At 71.6% G+C, this 15,125-nt stretch carries 15 protein-coding genes; 8 read left to right on the plus strand and 7 right to left on the minus strand.

Annotation, left to right across the window (positions count from 1 at the left end):
* Nucleotides 1–26 precede the first annotated feature (26 nt).
* From GN153_RS06685 to GN153_RS06695, 3 genes are all read right to left on the minus strand, one after another.
* Nucleotides 27–1,985, minus strand: a complete 1,959-nt coding sequence (locus tag GN153_RS06685) for a hybrid sensor histidine kinase/response regulator (RefSeq protein ID WP_159901033.1) — start codon at nucleotides 1,983–1,985, stop codon at nucleotides 27–29.
* 92 nt (nucleotides 1,986–2,077) lie between these two features.
* Nucleotides 2,078–2,518: an archease gene (locus tag GN153_RS06690; protein ID WP_159901035.1), complete on the minus strand. Its 441-nt coding sequence runs from the start codon at nucleotides 2,516–2,518 to the stop codon at nucleotides 2,078–2,080.
* Complete coding sequence (locus GN153_RS06695; RefSeq protein WP_159901037.1) at nucleotides 2,515–3,303, minus strand: DUF502 domain-containing protein; 789 nt, start codon at nucleotides 3,301–3,303, stop codon at nucleotides 2,515–2,517. Before GN153_RS06695 ends, GN153_RS06690 begins: the two co-directional genes overlap by 4 nt.
* 83 nt (nucleotides 3,304–3,386) lie before the next feature.
* On the opposite strand from GN153_RS06695, the gene GN153_RS06700 reads away from it, so the two are divergent.
* From GN153_RS06700 to GN153_RS06710, 3 genes are all read left to right on the plus strand, one after another.
* Nucleotides 3,387–3,869, plus strand: coding sequence for a GNAT family N-acetyltransferase (locus tag GN153_RS06700; protein WP_159901039.1), 483 nt, complete (start codon nucleotides 3,387–3,389; stop codon nucleotides 3,867–3,869).
* Nucleotides 3,870–3,944: 75 nt separating this feature from the next.
* Complete coding sequence (gene priS, locus GN153_RS06705; RefSeq protein WP_159901042.1) at nucleotides 3,945–5,108, plus strand: DNA primase small subunit PriS; 1,164 nt, start codon at nucleotides 3,945–3,947, stop codon at nucleotides 5,106–5,108.
* A 1-nt stretch (nucleotide 5,109) separates the two neighbouring features.
* Nucleotides 5,110–6,030, plus strand: a complete 921-nt coding sequence (locus GN153_RS06710; RefSeq protein WP_159901044.1) for a hypothetical protein — start codon at nucleotides 5,110–5,112, stop codon at nucleotides 6,028–6,030.
* 53 nt (nucleotides 6,031–6,083) lie between these two features.
* Here the strand turns inward: GN153_RS06710 and GN153_RS06715 are convergent, their stop codons facing one another.
* Nucleotides 6,084–7,247: a S1C family serine protease gene (locus GN153_RS06715; RefSeq protein ID WP_159901046.1), complete on the minus strand. Its 1,164-nt coding sequence runs from the start codon at nucleotides 7,245–7,247 to the stop codon at nucleotides 6,084–6,086.
* A 228-nt stretch (nucleotides 7,248–7,475) separates the two neighbouring features.
* Here GN153_RS06715 and GN153_RS06720 point away from each other — a divergent pair, with 228 nt between their 5' ends.
* The 3 genes from GN153_RS06720 (at nucleotide 7,476) to GN153_RS06730 (ending at nucleotide 11,441) form a co-directional block, all read left to right on the plus strand.
* Nucleotides 7,476–9,923, plus strand: coding sequence for a hypothetical protein (locus GN153_RS06720; protein WP_159901048.1), 2,448 nt, complete (start codon nucleotides 7,476–7,478; stop codon nucleotides 9,921–9,923).
* 148 nt (nucleotides 9,924–10,071) lie between these two features.
* Nucleotides 10,072–10,794 carry a metal-dependent hydrolase gene (locus GN153_RS06725; protein WP_159901050.1) on the plus strand — a complete coding sequence of 241 codons (723 nt, stop codon included), beginning with the start codon at nucleotides 10,072–10,074 and terminating at the stop codon, nucleotides 10,792–10,794.
* Between the two features lie 86 nt (nucleotides 10,795–10,880).
* Nucleotides 10,881–11,441, plus strand: coding sequence for a hypothetical protein (locus GN153_RS06730; RefSeq protein ID WP_159901052.1), 561 nt, complete (start codon nucleotides 10,881–10,883; stop codon nucleotides 11,439–11,441).
* Here the strand turns inward: GN153_RS06730 and GN153_RS06735 are convergent, their stop codons facing one another.
* Complete coding sequence (locus GN153_RS06735; protein ID WP_159901054.1) at nucleotides 11,442–11,666, minus strand: hypothetical protein; 225 nt, start codon at nucleotides 11,664–11,666, stop codon at nucleotides 11,442–11,444. It lies immediately after the preceding gene.
* 137 nt (nucleotides 11,667–11,803) lie between these two features.
* On the opposite strand from GN153_RS06735, the gene GN153_RS06740 reads away from it, so the two are divergent.
* Together GN153_RS06740 and GN153_RS06745 are read left to right on the plus strand one after the other, a co-directional pair.
* Nucleotides 11,804–12,202 carry an OsmC family protein gene (locus GN153_RS06740; protein ID WP_159901056.1) on the plus strand — a complete coding sequence of 133 codons (399 nt, stop codon included), beginning with the start codon at nucleotides 11,804–11,806 and terminating at the stop codon, nucleotides 12,200–12,202.
* Between the two features lie 52 nt (nucleotides 12,203–12,254).
* Complete coding sequence (locus GN153_RS06745) at nucleotides 12,255–12,716, plus strand: DUF5799 family protein (protein ID WP_159901058.1); 462 nt, start codon at nucleotides 12,255–12,257, stop codon at nucleotides 12,714–12,716.
* Between the two features lie 24 nt (nucleotides 12,717–12,740).
* Here GN153_RS06745 and GN153_RS06750 read toward each other — a convergent pair whose 3' ends face one another.
* Both GN153_RS06750 and GN153_RS06755 read right to left on the minus strand, forming a co-directional pair.
* Complete coding sequence (locus tag GN153_RS06750) at nucleotides 12,741–13,916, minus strand: PP2C family protein-serine/threonine phosphatase (protein ID WP_159901060.1); 1,176 nt, start codon at nucleotides 13,914–13,916, stop codon at nucleotides 12,741–12,743.
* Nucleotides 13,913–15,118, minus strand: coding sequence for a serine/threonine protein kinase (locus GN153_RS06755; protein ID WP_159901062.1), 1,206 nt, complete (start codon nucleotides 15,116–15,118; stop codon nucleotides 13,913–13,915). The genes GN153_RS06750 and GN153_RS06755 overlap by 4 nt, the downstream gene beginning before the upstream one ends.
* Nucleotides 15,119–15,125 lie beyond the last annotated feature (7 nt).

The following is a 15,125-nucleotide window of genomic DNA, read 5'->3' on the forward strand; positions in this document are numbered from 1 at the left end:
TCCGTACTCGCCTCGGGCACTTCGCTCTAACGCCGGGGAGTCTCGACGCCGCGGAACTCGAAGCGGGCGCCGCCGGCGTCGCTCTCGGTAACCGAGACCCTCCAGCCGTGTGCCGTCGCGATCTCGTGGACGATACTGAGGCCGAACCCGGTTCCGGTGTCGCTGGTGGTGTACCCGGCGTCGAAGACGTCCTCGCGCTCCGCTTCGGGGACCCCGGGGCCGTCGTCTTCCACGTAGAATCCCTCCTCGAGGCTGCCGACCGTGACGGTCACGTCCCGGCCGCGCTCGGCCGCGTCGTCGACCTCCGGCCGACTGCTCGTGGAGCCGTGCGCCACGGCGTCCCGACGAGCCTGCGAGTCGGGGTTCGTCGAACCGTGTTCGACGGCGTTGCGGAAGAGGTTCCCCAGCAGCTGGTGGAGCCGGCTCCGGTCGGCCCTGACCGCGAAGTCGTCGGCGACGGTCACCGTCGCGCCCTCCGTCTCGACGGTCGCCCAGCACTCCCTGACGAGCGCCCCGAGGTCGACGGTCTCCACCTCGTCGACGTCGTCCCCGCTGCGCGCGAGCGTCAGCAGGTCCTCGATGAGGCCGTCCATCCGTTCGACCCCCCGCTCCGCGCGGTCGAACTGTTCGGCGTCCCCGGTCTCGCGGGCCATCTCCAGGGACAGCCCGACCACGTTCAGCGGGTTCCGCAGGTCGTGGCTGACCACGCTCGCGAACTGCTCCAGGCGCTCGTTCTGTCGCTTGAGCCGGCGCTCGCTGCGCTCGCGGCTGTACTCCGTGCCCGCCCACTGTGCCACCAGCTCGACGAACGCCCGGTCGAACTTCGAGAACTCCACCGTCATCTCCTCCGGCCCGACGAAACACAGTGTCCCCTGTCGGTTGTCGCCGAGGTCGACCTCTGCGCCGATGTAACAGCCGAGCTGGAAGGTCTCGTAGGCGGGGTCGTCCGCCCAGCCCTCGGCGACCGCGTCCTCGACGGCGAGGGCGCCGTCGGTCCGGATCGTCTTGCGGCAGTAGGTCTCCGAGAGGTCGGATTCCTCCCCCGGCTGGAGGAGTTCGTGGTCGCCGTGGGCCTCGGCGATGGTCTGTGTGCCCTCCTCCTCGTCGATCCTGGTCAGGAAGGCGTAGGGCAGCCCCAGCTGTTCGCGGCCCAGCTCCAGCAGGTCACGGAGCGTCTCCTCGAAGGGGCGGTCGGCGGCGAGCAGTTCCGCCAGCCGCGCCAGCGTCCGCTCGCGCTCCTTCCGGTCGGTCACGTCCCGGAAGTAGACCGACAGCCCGCCGCTGTCGTCGGGGTAGATGTCGGCCTCGAACCAGGTGTCCAGCCCCTCGAAGTACTCCTCGATGGTCCGGGGCTCGCGGGAGGCCATCACGTCGCGGTAGACCTCGCCGAAGGGGCTCTCGGAGAGCGCCGGGAACACGTCCCAGACCCGCTCGCCGAGTATCTCCGGGCGCTCCACGCCCAGCAGCTCCAGCGCGCGGTCGTCGACAGTCTTGACCCGCCAGTCGGCGTCGATCTGGGCGACGGCGTCGGTCACTCTGGTGGCGACGTCCGTCGCGAGTTGCCGTGTGCGGTGTCGCCGGGCCGCGCGCTCGATGCTTTCGGCCAGCGACGCGGCGTGGCCGTCGACATCCGACCGGACGTAGTCTGTGACCCCCGCCGAGATGGCCGCGCTCGCGAACGCTTCGTCCCCCCGCCCGGTGTAGAGAACGAACGGGAGGTCCCCGTGGCGCTCCCGGACGGCCGCGAGGAAGTCGAGCGCGTCGCACTCCGGGAGGCCCCGCGCGCTGACCACGCAGTCGACCCCGCCGGACCCGAGTGCCTCGAGTGCCGCCTCGACGCTCCCCGCGGTCCGGACGGCGAACGCCCCCTCGTGCTCGTCGAGAGCGGCCACGACGCGGTCGTCGAACCCCGGGTCCTCGGCGACGTGGAGCACGACCACCGGCCGCCCGTCCCCACCGGAGCCCGGCGGGGCCTGGTCCGTCATGCTCCATGGTAATGCCCCCGGCAGCAAAAAACGGTTGGTGCGCGGCCCGCAGGCGTTCGAAAGCCCCGGCAGACAGCCACGCCCCGGACGCCTCAGACGTCGAAGACAACGTAGGCGTGCCACCCCTCGTCGGTCTCGGTCAGTTCCATCTCGGAGTAGGTGACGGCCTTGAGGTCGCGGGCGCCGAGCCCGGCGAGCGGGACGCCCCGGTAGGAGCCCTCCAGGGTCCAGGTCCCGCCGGCGTCGGGCCCCGAGTCGGCGTCCGGCCCCGGAGGCGTGACTCTCGCCTCGTTGTCGACCGGTAACACCGACCGGACGTCGCGCTCGTAGATGAGTTCGTCCAGATAGTCGAACAGGAGCGCCTCGCGGCCCTCGGCGCTCACCTCCAACGAGCGGCGGTCGCCGCCGTCGGGGACCTGGTCGGCCATCGCGGCGGCCATGCCGTCGGCGACGGCGGCCATCACCCCGCCGAGTGTATCGGCGGTGGCCTCGACGGCGACGTCAGCGGTATGCGAGCGGAGGCGGAAGCTCACAGCCGCCCCCCGGGTCCGGGTCGGCTCTCGGTGTCGGCGTCTCCCGCCGAACGCCGGTCCCGGCTGCGCTCGTCGACGCCGCGGTCTTCGGGTCCGTGCTGGCGCCCCCTGACGCCGTCGGCGTGTTCGTCGACCGCGACTCCCGAGGAGACGATAGCCTGGATCCCCTCCTCGACGGTCATGTCCACGTCGTAGACCCGGTCGGCGGCGACGTGGATGACGAAGCCGCCCATGAAGGGGTTGGGCGCCATGGGCAGAAACAGCGAGACCATCTCCTGGTGGCTGGTGGCGCTCCGGACCGCCTCGCCCGGCTCCGCGGTGAGGAAGGCGATGGTGTAGGACCCCTCGCTGGGGTACTCGACGAGCTTGACTTCCTTGAAGCTGTCAGTGTCCCGGCTCAGGAGGATCTTGCTCATCTCGTTGAGGGACTCGTAGACCGAGCCCAGCCCGGGGATGCTGCTGATGAACGCCTCGACGCGGGGCTCGATCCGGCCGCTGCCGTACTGGCTCTCGGCGACGACGCCGACGAGAAAGATGAGCCCGACGAGCGTGCCGACGGCGAAGACCTGCAGCGTGAGCCGCGAGAACGACTCGGTGAACCCGAAGACACCCTCGAGAGCGAGCACCAGCGGGTCGAGCGCGCCGGCCAGCAGGTCCAGGGCGAAAAACAGGACGAACAGCGTCACGAGAAGCGGGACCGTGAGCGCCAGCCCGGTCAGCAACACCTGACGGACGTACTCGCGGACGCCCCTGGCTCTCCGTGAGCCGGGCAGTTCCGTACTCATGTCCCGTCACACGGCCAGAGCGGGTGAAAGCGTTGTGGCTCTCCCGGTGGAATTAATACCCTGTCTCCCGTCACCCGGTGGTAGTGAGTGTCAACGTCCGACGGGAAGTCGTGAGCCCGGGCGACGACACCCGCGTCGACCAGGCCTGGGAGCTCAAAGAGCGGATCCGCGAGTCCGAGGGGGTACTCCGCCAGCGGGAGTCGTTTTTCACCAGCGCGTACCGGCGGTCGACGGTGTTCTGTTACGTCGACCGCGGCGGGGACGACCTCGTCGGCTTCGCCGCCGTCCGCCGGGACGGCTACATCCTCTTTCTGGCCGTCGACGAGGCCTACCGCGGGCAGGGCTTCGGCAAGCGGCTGGTCGCCAGCGTCTCCGAGGAGTACGACACCGTCACCTGCCACGCCCGGACGACCAACCGCGACGCCCTCCGCTTCTACCGCCATCTCGGCTTCGAGGTCACACGCCGGGTCGACTCCTACTACGAGGACGGCGGGGACGCCTACTACCTGAAGCTGGGCGAGAAACGGGGGATCCGCGAGCGGCTGGCCGACCTGCTGGCGCGGTAGCCGGCGGCGACCGGGCAACGACGAGCGGTGAGCCAAGCGAAATCCCTTTGCTGACCCCACCGGTAGCGGGGTGCGATGGAAGCGCGGACCAGGGCGTACCTGCGCGGCCGCTTCGGCGACCACTACCGCCGCGCGGAGGTGACGCCCCCGCCCGAGGCCAACGAGCGCGAGTGGGGTTACGTCCCCTGGACCGAGGGGCCCGGCGACACGTACGTCCGGCACAACTCGCTGCTCGACCTGGGCGACCTGGGGGAGTTTCTGACCCGCGAACGCCCCCGGCACGTCTACTTCTCTGCCGGCCGGTACGACGACCCCAGCGCCACCACGATGAGCGGGAAGGGGTGGCGCCGGTCGGACCTGGTCTTCGACCTCGACGCCGACCACCTCCCGAGCGCCGACCCGGACGACTCCTACGCCGAGATGCTCGCGAAGTGCAAGGACGCACTGTACCGGCTGCTGGACTTTCTGGAGACGGACTTCGGCTTCGAGGAGCTCACCGTCGTCTTCTCCGGGAGCCGGGGGTACCACGTCCACGTCCGGGACGAGCAGGTCCAGCAGCTCGGCAGCGACGCCCGCCGGGAGGTCGTCGACTACGTCCGCGGCATCGGGCTGGACCCCGAGGGGCTCGTGCGGACGGAAGTCCGCGGGCAGGGCGGCGCCACCGCCCGCGTCCTGCAGACCGGTGGCGGGTGGGGACGGCGCGTCCACCGCCGGCTGCTGGCGTTCGTCGAGGAGCTGGCAGCGATGGGAGAGGAGGAGGCCCTCGCACGCCTGCAGGAACTGGAGGGGATCGGCGAGGGGCGCGCCTCGACGGTCTACGGCGCCGTACAGGCCAACCCCGAGGCGATCCGCGAGGGGAACCTGGAGGCCGGCGGCCCGGGCATCCGGACGCTCGTGGAGTCGCTGGTCGGCGAGACGGTCGAGGCCGAGAACGCGCCCATCGACGAGCCAGTCTCGACGGATACCAACCGGCTGATCCGGCTTCCGGGCAGCCTCCACGGCGGGAGCGGACTCGCAGTCAGGCGGCTCGACAGGGACGCACTCGACGCCTTCGACCCGCTCACCGACGCCGTACCGGAGACCTTCCGCAGCCACGACATCGCGGTCGAGGTGACCGAGGGCGGAACGGTCGAACTCGACGGCGATAGTTTTACACTCCCGGAGCGAATCCATACCGTTCCGGAGTCGCTCGGCGTGTTCCTGATGTGTCGTGGACGCGCCGAGAAGGCACGGGAGTAGCATGGACCTGGACGAACTCCAATCGGTACGCGACCGCGAGCGCCAGACCGACAAGCTCCAGCAGCTGCGCGAGTCCTTTTATGCTGATGCCGGGGAGTTCATCCAGCAGCTCCGTCGCGAGCGCGAGCGGGCCGCCGAGCGCGCCGACGACCCGTTCGACTCGCCGGAGGTCAACCGTCTCACCGACGAGATCAACACCGCGGAGGGGACCGTCGAGGCCATCTTCGAGCGCCGGATCGGCAAGATCGTCAAGGCGGCGTCGCTCGCCGCGGCCGACCAGCCACTCGACGCAGAGGGGATGACTGCCGAGGAGACGGTCCTGTTCGACGACCTGGTCGACGACATCGTCGCGACCCGCCAGCGCGTGTTCGACACGCTCGACGGCGAACCGACCGGGGACCCGGACCCCGCGTCCGGTTCCGGCGAGCGCGCACCGGAACCGGGCGGCGATCCGGTGGAAGATACCGACCCGGCGCGGACCCCGGACGAGCCCGCCGGCGGGGCGGGAACCACCGACCGGGACGCCGACGGCGTCGCCGCCGCCGACCTGATGGGGGACGGGACGGGACCGGACTCCGGGCCCGGAACGGGTCCCGGGTCGGACCACGGGGGTGAGCCGGGGCCGGAATCCGAGTCCGAGCCGGGTCGGGGCTCCGGGGGCACTCCGGCCGTCGCCGGAACGACGGAGACGGGGCAGTCCGGGTCGCCCGGTTCGGGCGGCAAACCGGGCGACGGTGACGCGCCGGTCCGGAAGGACGGCGGGACCGTCGCCCGCGAGACCGTCCGGATCACCGACGACGTCGGCGAGATCTTCGGCGTCGACGAGCGCGAGTACGACCTCGTGACCGACGACGTGGTCCAGCTGCCGGCGGAGAACGCCCGCCCGCTCGTCGAGCGCGGCGCGGCCGAGCGGCTGGACTGACGAACATTCCGGTGGGGAACGAACAGCCGGACGAGCCCCCGGCTCGCGGTTGTCTACGGTTCGGGCCGCGACGCGAGCCGCAGCCGGACCTGCTCGGTGCGCTCGTCGCGGATCACGGTGACGGTCACCGTATCGCCGGGCGAGGTCTCGAGCGCGAGGAAGGTCCCGAGGTCCTGGCGGGTCTGGATGACCGTCCCGTCGATGTTGACGACAACGTCGCCGCCGGTGGGGATCTCCCGGCCGTCGACGACCGCCGAGCCGGTCGACCCCCGGAGGACGCCGTCGGCGGGCGTGCCGGTTCGGGTCTCGTCGATGTAGACACCCCACGTGACCGGGAGGTTGTTGGCCCGGGCGAGGTCCGGGCCGACGTCGACGGGGGCGACCCCCACGTAGGAGTGCTCGTACTCGCCGCGGGCGACGAGCGCGGGGACGACCCGCTCGGTCAGGGCGGCGGAGATGGCGAAGCCGACGTTGTCACCGCCCCGGACACCGGAGTTGATGACGCCCGCGACCTCCCCGTCGAGCGTCACGAGCGGGCCGCCGCTGTTGCCGGGGTTGGCGGCGGCGTCGGTCTGGACCGCGTCGGGGATGGAGAACCCGTTGGGCGCGTCGAGGCTGCGGTCGTTCCCGCTGACGATCCCGGCGGTCACAGACCCGGAGAGCCCGAAGGGGTTGCCGACGGCCACCACCTCCGTCCCGACGGGTGCCTCGGCGTCGACCAGCGCCAGCGGGACGGCGTCGTCCGGCGGGTTCGCGACCCGGACCACGCCGAGGTCGCTGTAGACGTCGCTGCCGACGATCGACGCCTCGCGCCAGCCGTCGTTTCGGAAGCGGACCGCGGCCGACCGGGCCTCGCCGACGATGTGCTCGTTGGTCACGAGGTGGCGGTCGTCGTACATCCACGCGGTGCCCGACCCCCCTCCGGAGGGCGTCTCGACGCGGATCGCGGTCACCGAGTCGATGACCTCCCGGTACACCCGCGTGTACGGCGAGTCGGAGGGTGGGGCCTCGGTCTCGCGCGGGGTCTCGATATCCAGGTCGGGGGGCGTTCGCTCCGGCAGGTCCGAGTCACCGGGGCCCGGGGCCGACGTGCCGGTCTCGCCGGTCCCGTCGGCTTCCTCGCGAGCGGGCGCCCCAAGCGAACACCCCGCGAGCCCTCCGGCGAGACCGGTCCCGAGGGCAGCGATGAGGCGGCGGCGGGAGACCTCGTCATCCATGGGGGTGATACGTGTTTCGGGCGGTTAAATTGCCTGCCGGGGTGCACGCCCGGCGGATTCCACCGTCACCCGACGGGACTCGTGGCCGTGTCGTCCTCCGTGACCGGCCGAGGGCCCGTCGGCGCCGGGCCGAAGACCGCCGTCCACCATCTCCCGTGTGAGTGGGTAACAAAAATCCGCCTTTGAGTGACCGGTGACTACTATGACCTCCAGTAAGCAGCACAACACATGCAACGCCGAGCGCTCTCAGCGTGCTGTCTCGTCGCCCTGGTGGTCGCCAGCACCGTCGCGATAGCGGTGCCGGCGACCGCGTCGGCGCCGGCACAGCCCTCCACGGCGTCGGCGACCGAGACGGCCGACAGCACGACCCAGGTGGATAGACGGTTCAACGGAACGGCCTTCCTCGCCGTCGACGAGGCGAGCGACGGCGACCTCGTCGCCGGAGGCTTCGGAATAGCCGCGAACGGCAGCGACAGCCAGCCGGTCCTGACCGACACCACCGCCACGCTCGTCCGCGTCGGCGAGAACGGGGCGGCCGAGTGGTCGACAAGCATCGAGGGCGAGAACGCCACGCGGGTCGTCGACGTGCTCGCTGCCGACGACGGCATCTACTTCCTCCTCGTCGAGGATTCGCCGGATTCAACCGGCCTGCAGTCGGTGGACCTGCGGCTCGGGAAGGCGACCAGCGACGGTGACGTCAGCTGGCAGCGGTCGCTGAACACGAGCCTCGGCCTCGGCTTCGGTCTCGGTGCCGGGGGGACGCTCGTCGACACTGACGGGGGCGTGGCGCTCGCCCGGCAGGTCCCGGACGGCGGGGTCCGCCTGGCCGAGTACAGCGGCGGGGACGTCGCCTGGGAGCGGACCTACGACGTCGACGCCGGCGTGCGTTCCGTCCGGGCGACCGGCGACGGCTTCCTGCTCGCCGGGTCGGTCGGCTTCGACGAGCCGTGGGTGCTCCGGACCACCGAGTCGGGCCGGCCGACGTTCAACGAGACCTATCCCGGCATCACGAGCAGCGGCGTGCTCGGCGCGGTGCCCACCGACGACGGCGGCGTGGTGCTCGCCGGCCAGCACCGGTCCGGACTCGAGGGTGGCCTCACCGCGTGGACCGCCGGCATCGACGGCGACGGGGAGGTGCGCTGGACCCGGGTCCACGGCGCCGGCTCGGACGTCCAGTTCAACCGCGTCTTCGACGCCGAGAACGGGCTCCTGCTCGCCGGCCAGAACCTGGTGGACCCTCCGGGCGAGAGCGGTGTCAGACTCGTCGGCGTCGGCGCTGACGGCGCCCGGCTGTTCGACGAGGAAGTCGAGGACGCGCCCCGTATCACCGCGATGACGAAGAGCGGTGACAGGCTGCGCGTCGCCGGGCTGGCGGACCTCGACCCCACGACTGGCGAACTCACCGGCGCACTCGCGGAGATCCCGGTCCCGGCCGTCGACGCCGAGGGTAACGCGACCCTCGAGGCTGACGCCGGTCTCGCCTCGAACGGGACCTTCTACCGTGGACAGGACCTCCGGGTGAGCACCCGCGGGCCGACGGACACCTACGACCTCGTCAGGCTCCCCGGCGAGCGCGAGTCCGGCCCGCAGGTCGTCCGGAGCGTCTCGCTCGGGGACGACGACACGGCGGTCATCGAGTCGGCGACGCTCCCCCGCGGCGAGTACGTCCTCCGGACGCCCTACGACCGGGCGGCCGCCCTCGAGGACGGTCGCGTCTCGGGCTTTGCCGACCGGCGTGAGGCGGCGTTCCGGCTCGAGAGCCAGGACCTCTTCCGCGTCGAGACCAACCGCACGTTCGTCGACGCCGCGGCCGGCCAGCACGGCGTGTCCTTCACCTTCGACTCGGAGCGCTCGAACTACGACGTCCACGTGCGCGCCGACCGGTTCCGCGGCGACGCCGCGGGCGCCGACGACCTCCACGCGGCCTTCGGCGGCGTCGACGGGTTCGAGGGTATCGACGTGGTCGAGGGACAGCCCGCCGCACGGATCGAGGTTGGCGACGACCCCCGGGTCAGGCTCAACGCGACGGTCAGTGCCTTCGACCCCGGCCTCTACGACGTGGTCGTGAGTGCCGTCGACACCCGCGACGGCGGCGCGGTCGCCGACGGGCGGGTCGTCGTCGGCCTCCCGGAGGAGCGGCCGGTCGGGCTCGAACTCGCGAACCGGTCGCTCGGCGTGGCCGCCGGCGAGGAGGTCGCGACCAACGTGACGCTGAGCAGCCTGACCGAGGGCGTCGGCGCGCTGGCGCTGAGCGCCAACCGGACAGGTGAGCCCGGCGTCAGACTCCGCCTGCGTGCCGAGGTGGACGCGAGCCGTCTCAGCAGCGGCGGCAGCATCTCCCAGCGGGAGTCGACCACCGAGATGATGGCCTTCGACGCGAACACCTCCACCGGCGCCGTCGAGGTGGCACGCTTCCGTGTCCGGGCGGAGAGCCTCGGTCGCGACCCCATCACGAACGGCACCAACACCGCCACCCTCCGGGTCGACTGGGTCGTCGACGACGATGGCGTTCCCTACACGCTTCCCGACCCAGTCACGGTCACCTACGAGGTGACCGACGCCGGGAACGCGACCGGCGACGGCGGCCCCGGCGAGGAACGCGGCACCGCCAGTGGCGAAGGAGGCGCCGCGGGCGCTGCCGAAGGGAGCGCTTCGGGGGCCGGCGGTTCGGCCTGATACGGTTGCTGTGAGTCAGTCCCGGGTCGACCGTACGACCGCGTGCGGTCGTATCGGTAGCCAGTCATGGCGAGCCGTATGGGGTCCGGCCACACGTCCGCCCGGTCTCGGGTAGCATTAAGTGGCCGTCGGGCGTACCCACACCCGTATGCAAGTCACCTGGCACGGCCACGCGACGTGGCACGTCGAAGTCGGATCGACGGAGCTGCTCATCGACCCCTTCTTCGGCAACCCCAAGACCGGCCTGGAGCCCGAGGACCTGGACACGCCGGACGCCGTGCTCGTCACACACGGCCACGACGACCACGTCGGGCACGTTGGCGCGTTCGCGGACACGACCGTCGCCGGCACCCCGGAGGTCGTCGGTCACCTCGCCGAGCAGCACGGCATCGCCGAGGACGACGCGCTGGGATTCAACCTCGGCGGCACCGTCGAGATCGGCGACGCCTACGTCACGATGCACCGCGCCGACCACACCAACGGGATGGGCGAGGGGTTCGTCGCCCCCAGCGGCGGCTCGCCCGCGGGCTACGTCATCTCCGACACCAAGCCGACCCAGGTCTCCGACGCCGACTCGACGACGTTCTACCACGCCGGCGACACCGGGCTGATGACGGAGATGCGTGACGTCATCGGGCCGTTCCTCGAGCCCGACGCCGCGGCCGTCCCCATCGGCGACCACTTCACGATGGGGCCGATGCAGGCCGCGGTCGCCGTCGACTGGCTCGACGTCGACTACGCCTTCCCGATGCACTACGACACCTTCCCGCCCATCGAGCAGGACCCCCAGGACTTCGCCAACGAGGTCGCCGGTACGGGGAGCGACGCCGAGGTCGTCGCACTCGACGGCGACGAGTCCTACGAGCTCTAAACGGGAGAGTCGCCACTCCCGCCGTTTTCGTCCCCCTCCGGGCCCGGCCGCCCCGTTATTTATTCTCGGAAACCAAACAGCGTGACATGGCGGACTGGACGGGCCAGTACACCCGTACCCTCCCTCACCCGCCCCGCAGTCTGGTCCGCGGGCTCTCGGCGGGAGCGAAGGCGTACTTCCTCGCTCTGTTCGGGACCGCGGTTGCCGTCGAGGTCGGGGCAGCCGCGGGTCTCCACGGAGCCTCGGTGCCGCTGCTGGCACCGTTCCTGCTCGTCTTCTGGGTGTACGGTCTCCACGCCAGCCTCGGCGGGTACGCCGCGGGCTCGCTCGGCTCGCCGACAGTGATCTTCGGCGCGGTTCTGGTGTGTACACTCGTCGTACTCGGGTACGTGACTGCCGGGAAGGGCGAGCCCGCGACGGTCGTGTCCGCGGTCGCACGGGGGATGAGCCTCGCAGTGGGGTACCTCCCGGTTCTCGTGCTCAGCCACGTCCTCGTCGCGGCCACCGTCCCCAGCGTGTCGCCGTTCGACGCCGTCGCCATCCGGCTGTTCGTCGACGTCGGCGCCCTCTACCCCGTCGTCTTTGGCGGGCTCGGGGGCTTTCTCTACGGCTGGTGGTCGCTGCCGGCCGGCAGCAAGGGGCTGTGATCAGGGGCCGACGAGCCGCCAGAGCCCCCAGACGCCGAGAACGAACGTCGCCGCGAGACCGACCGGCGGGAGCGAACGCACCGTCCGGAGCACCGGCGCGAGGAAGGCGGTGTCGGAGACCAGCGGGGGGACGGTGACGGCCCCGACGTTGACGGCGATCCCGGCGCCGACCGCTGCGAGCAGGCTCACGTACCCCAGCCCGACGGCCACCCGAGCCGCGTCCATGCCACTCCCTGGTTCCGGACGGCCCAAAGGTGTTGCCGTCCGAGCCGGCCGGCGGGGCACGCATCCGTCGTCCCCGTCGCGTGTGCCGCGGACCGGGCGGCGCAACCGTTTTCGCCCCGGCACTCGTCCGTGGCGGTATGCCAGACATCGAAGTCACGAGCCGGAGCGAGGAAGGCTACGCTGTCACCGGGGTCGCGGGCGAGTGGGAGCTGACGACCGACGCGACCGGCGAGACGGGGCCGACGCCGAACCAGGTGCTCGCGGCCGACTACGCGGCCTGTTTCATCCCGGCCTTTCGGGTGGCGGCGAACAAGCTGGGCCACGACGACATCGGCGTGGTCGAGGTCGACGTCGGGGTCGACCTGGACGAGGACGACGACCTCGAGAGCGTCAGCTTCGACATCCAGGTCGAGGCCGCACTCGGCAACGAGGTCGAGGCGATCGTCGACCGGGCCGAGGACATCTGTCACGTCCACAGCGCGCTCCGCGAGGAGCTGCACGCCGACGTCACGGTCCGCGACGAGCGGGACCTGTAGCGTCCGCGCGGAGGACCTGTAAGCCTATAGGCGCGAGCGTCCAAGGCCAGGTATGACCAGCGACTGGCAGGACCATCTCGCCGGCGCACGCATGCGGGTCGACCAGCAGTTCGAACAGCGCGTCCGGGACTCCCGCTTTTCGAGTCAGGAGTGGGGGCTCATCATGACCGCCGTGGAGTTCGAGGTCCGGTCGGCGGACGACCCCGACAGCGCACGCCTCGTCGCGGACACGGACAAGCTGGGGGCGGTCGTCCCCGAACTCGGGAAGATCCAGGAGGAGATGGGCGGCGCGGCCCGCCCCCCCAGCGGCTCCTCCGGCGGCGGTCTCTTCGGCCGGCTGCGGCAGTACCTCGGCGGGCTCACGAGCGACTCCGGTCCCGAGGGGTCGAGCGACGAGCAGCTGGAGGCGGCCCGCACCCTGGCCGACGACTACGCGGTCGAACTCCAGGCCTACCTCGAGGAGCAGGGCCGGTGGGCCGACGTCTGTGCGCTCGCCGCGGACGCTGAGAGTTGAGTCCGGGGCGTTCCGAACAGCCAGTCACTCCTCGACGACAGTCTCGCGGCGGTGGGCCGGGTGAGGGTCGCGGCCCCGCACCGGGAGCCGCGACGGCGTCTCGGGCAGTGTGGGGTCCTGTGCGAGCAGGACCGAGAGGTTGTCCTTGCCGCCGCGGTCGTTTCCCTCCGTGATCAGCCGGTCGGCGGCCGCCGACAGCGAGTCCGCGCCGAGCACCCACTCCCCGATGTCGGCGTCGGTGACGACCTGCTCGCGGACCCGGGCGGCGGCGTCCTCCCCCCGCCCGCTGCCCACGTACCGGTCGTACAGGGCGGGCGCGTCGCTCTGGGCGTCGGGGAGCCCGTCGCTGGTCAGCAACAGGACGTCCTCGGCGAACAGGTCGACCGAGGCCGTCTCGACGGTCACGTCGGCGGCGTCGCCGCGGCCGCCGACCGCCCGGGTGAGTTCGTTGCCCCGCGGGTGGACGTGGGCCTCGACGCCGTCGAGTTCCCCGTCGGCGTAGAGTTGCTCGACGACCGCGTGGTCCTCGGTCAGCCGGGCGATATGGTCGTGGGCGCCGTTGCAGACGTAGGCCCGCGAGTCGCCGACCCACCCGTAGTGAAACCGCCCGTCGACGACCAGCCCCGCGACCACGGTCGTGTAGGCAGCGGTGCCGGCCTCGGACGCGTACGCGAGCACGTCCTGGTGGGCCTGCTGGATGGCCGCCTCGATGGCGCCGTGGAACCGGTCCTGGCGTGGCCGGCTGGAGGACGCGGGGTCGCTCCCGACCCCGGTACCGTTCCCGCTCTCGCCCTCGGCCCGTGCCGTCGGGTCTCCCTCCTCGGCCGGCGGTGCTCCGCCGACCGAGACGGTGTCGGGGAGGTCGAGGCCGAAGGCGCCGGGGTCCTCTCCGGCCGCACGGACCGCGAGGGGCGCCAGCTCCTCGGCGACCCGCGTCGTGGCGATGTAGGAGGCGACGTCCCCGGCCTCGTGGCCGCCGGCGCCGTCCGCGAGCACCACCACCGCGGTGCTCCTGGTCGTTCCCGGGTCAGCGTCTCCGCGGGCGTTCGGGTCCCCGTTCGCGCGCGAACTCGGGTCGCGGTCCGGGCCCAGATACCCCTCCCGGTGCCCGTCCTCGAAGACCGAGACCGCGAGGCTGTCCTCGTTGATGCCGTCCGGACGCTTGCGCTCGCCGACGTCGTAGCGGGTTGCGTATCTCATGTGCGGAACTGGAAGGTGAGGCCGTAGCTGGGGTGGACCAGGGCGACGAGGTCGCCGTCGCTCAGCTCGTAGGACTCGGGCGGGACGAAGCCGTGGCGGTCGGTCGGGTCCTCGCCCTGGCGTTGCAGGCGCTCGCGGCCGGCCGCACACAGCACCCGCTGCCAGCCGTCGCCGGTCTGGACGTAGGTGCCGTTGAGACTGCTGTCCCGGAGCCGCCAGCCGCCGTCCTCGTACTCGAACTGGACCTGGACCGTCGAGACGTACTCCTCCTCGTCGCGGACGGCGATGGAGGGGGCCGGCCCGGCCGCGTCCCGCCGGCCCAGCGTGTCGCCGGGGTAGACCGAGTACTCCTCGTCGCCGTCCTGTCGGACCAGCGAGGCGCTGGGGGGCGGCGTGGAGTCGCGCTCCCGGAGGACCCGCTCCATCGCCGTGGCGTTGCGGTACCGCTCGTCGGGGTCGGACCGGGTGGCCTTCTCGACGGTCTCCGCGAGGTAGGGCTCGCAGTCGACGCCGAAATCGCGCGGGTCGACGCCGTCCTTGTGGGGGACCGCACCCCGGAGCAGGAAGAGGAGGATCTTCCCGATGGAGTAGACGTCGGACCACGGCCCCTGGCGGGCGTCGGTCTCGGTCGCTTCGGCCACCTCAGGGGGCTTGTAGGGCCCGAGGATGGTGGTCTCGCCGACACCGCCGGCCGCCGAGGTGGCGGTGTTGAAGTCGATGAGGATCGGAGTGACGAGCCCGTCGCGTTCGGTGAGCATGACGTTGTCCGGCTTGAGGTCGCGGTAGACGATCTCGTTGCCGTGGAGGAAGGCCATCGCGCCACAGAGCGCGACTCCCACCTGCCGGACCTCCTCCTCCGGGACGTCCGTCCTGTCGATAGCCTCGTCGAGCTCGTAGCCGTCGACGAACTCCACGACCAGGTAGGGGAGGCCGTCGACCTCGCCGCGGTCGAGCAGCGACATGATGTTGGGGTGGCCGCCCGCGGCCTCGACGGTCTCGAGCAGGTCGGCCTCCGTCTCGAAGTACTGCTCGACGACCGCCGTGCTGTTGCTGGAGTCGTAGTTGGGGTACTTGACGGCGACGGTCTCGCCGGTCTCGGTGTCGACGGCCTCGTAGGCGACGGCGAAGCCGCCGGCCCCGGCCTTCTCGCCCAGCCGGTACCGCCCCGCGAGCGTCTCGCCGGTCGCCGGGACTGCGGTCACGGCTCTC

The sequence above is a fragment of the Salinirussus salinus genome (assembly GCF_009831455.1).
Lineage (GTDB): Archaea > Halobacteriota > Halobacteria > Halobacteriales > Haloarculaceae > Salinirussus > Salinirussus salinus.

Excerpts from the sequence above, each read along its gene's own strand:
- GN153_RS06740 (WP_159901056.1), top strand. The coding sequence starts at position 11,804 with ATGCCAGACATCGAAGTCACGAGCCGGAGCGAGGAAGGCTACGCTGTC.
- GN153_RS06695 (WP_159901037.1), bottom strand. The coding sequence starts at position 3,303 with ATGAGTACGGAACTGCCCGGCTCACGGAGAGCCAGGGGCGTCCGCGAG.
- GN153_RS06725 (WP_159901050.1), top strand. The coding sequence starts at position 10,072 with ATGCAAGTCACCTGGCACGGCCACGCGACGTGGCACGTCGAAGTCGGA.
- GN153_RS06685 (WP_159901033.1), bottom strand. The coding sequence starts at position 1,985 with ATGACGGACCAGGCCCCGCCGGGCTCCGGTGGGGACGGGCGGCCGGTG.
- GN153_RS06745 (WP_159901058.1), top strand. The coding sequence starts at position 12,255 with ATGACCAGCGACTGGCAGGACCATCTCGCCGGCGCACGCATGCGGGTC.
- GN153_RS06735 (WP_159901054.1), bottom strand. The coding sequence starts at position 11,666 with ATGGACGCGGCTCGGGTGGCCGTCGGGCTGGGGTACGTGAGCCTGCTC.
- GN153_RS06750 (WP_159901060.1), bottom strand. The coding sequence starts at position 13,916 with ATGAGATACGCAACCCGCTACGACGTCGGCGAGCGCAAGCGTCCGGAC.
- GN153_RS06715 (WP_159901046.1), bottom strand. The coding sequence starts at position 7,247 with ATGGATGACGAGGTCTCCCGCCGCCGCCTCATCGCTGCCCTCGGGACC.
- priS (WP_159901042.1), top strand. The coding sequence starts at position 3,945 with ATGGAAGCGCGGACCAGGGCGTACCTGCGCGGCCGCTTCGGCGACCAC.
- GN153_RS06730 (WP_159901052.1), top strand. The coding sequence starts at position 10,881 with ATGGCGGACTGGACGGGCCAGTACACCCGTACCCTCCCTCACCCGCCC.
- GN153_RS06710 (WP_159901044.1), top strand. The coding sequence starts at position 5,110 with ATGGACCTGGACGAACTCCAATCGGTACGCGACCGCGAGCGCCAGACC.
- GN153_RS06720 (WP_159901048.1), top strand. The coding sequence starts at position 7,476 with ATGCAACGCCGAGCGCTCTCAGCGTGCTGTCTCGTCGCCCTGGTGGTC.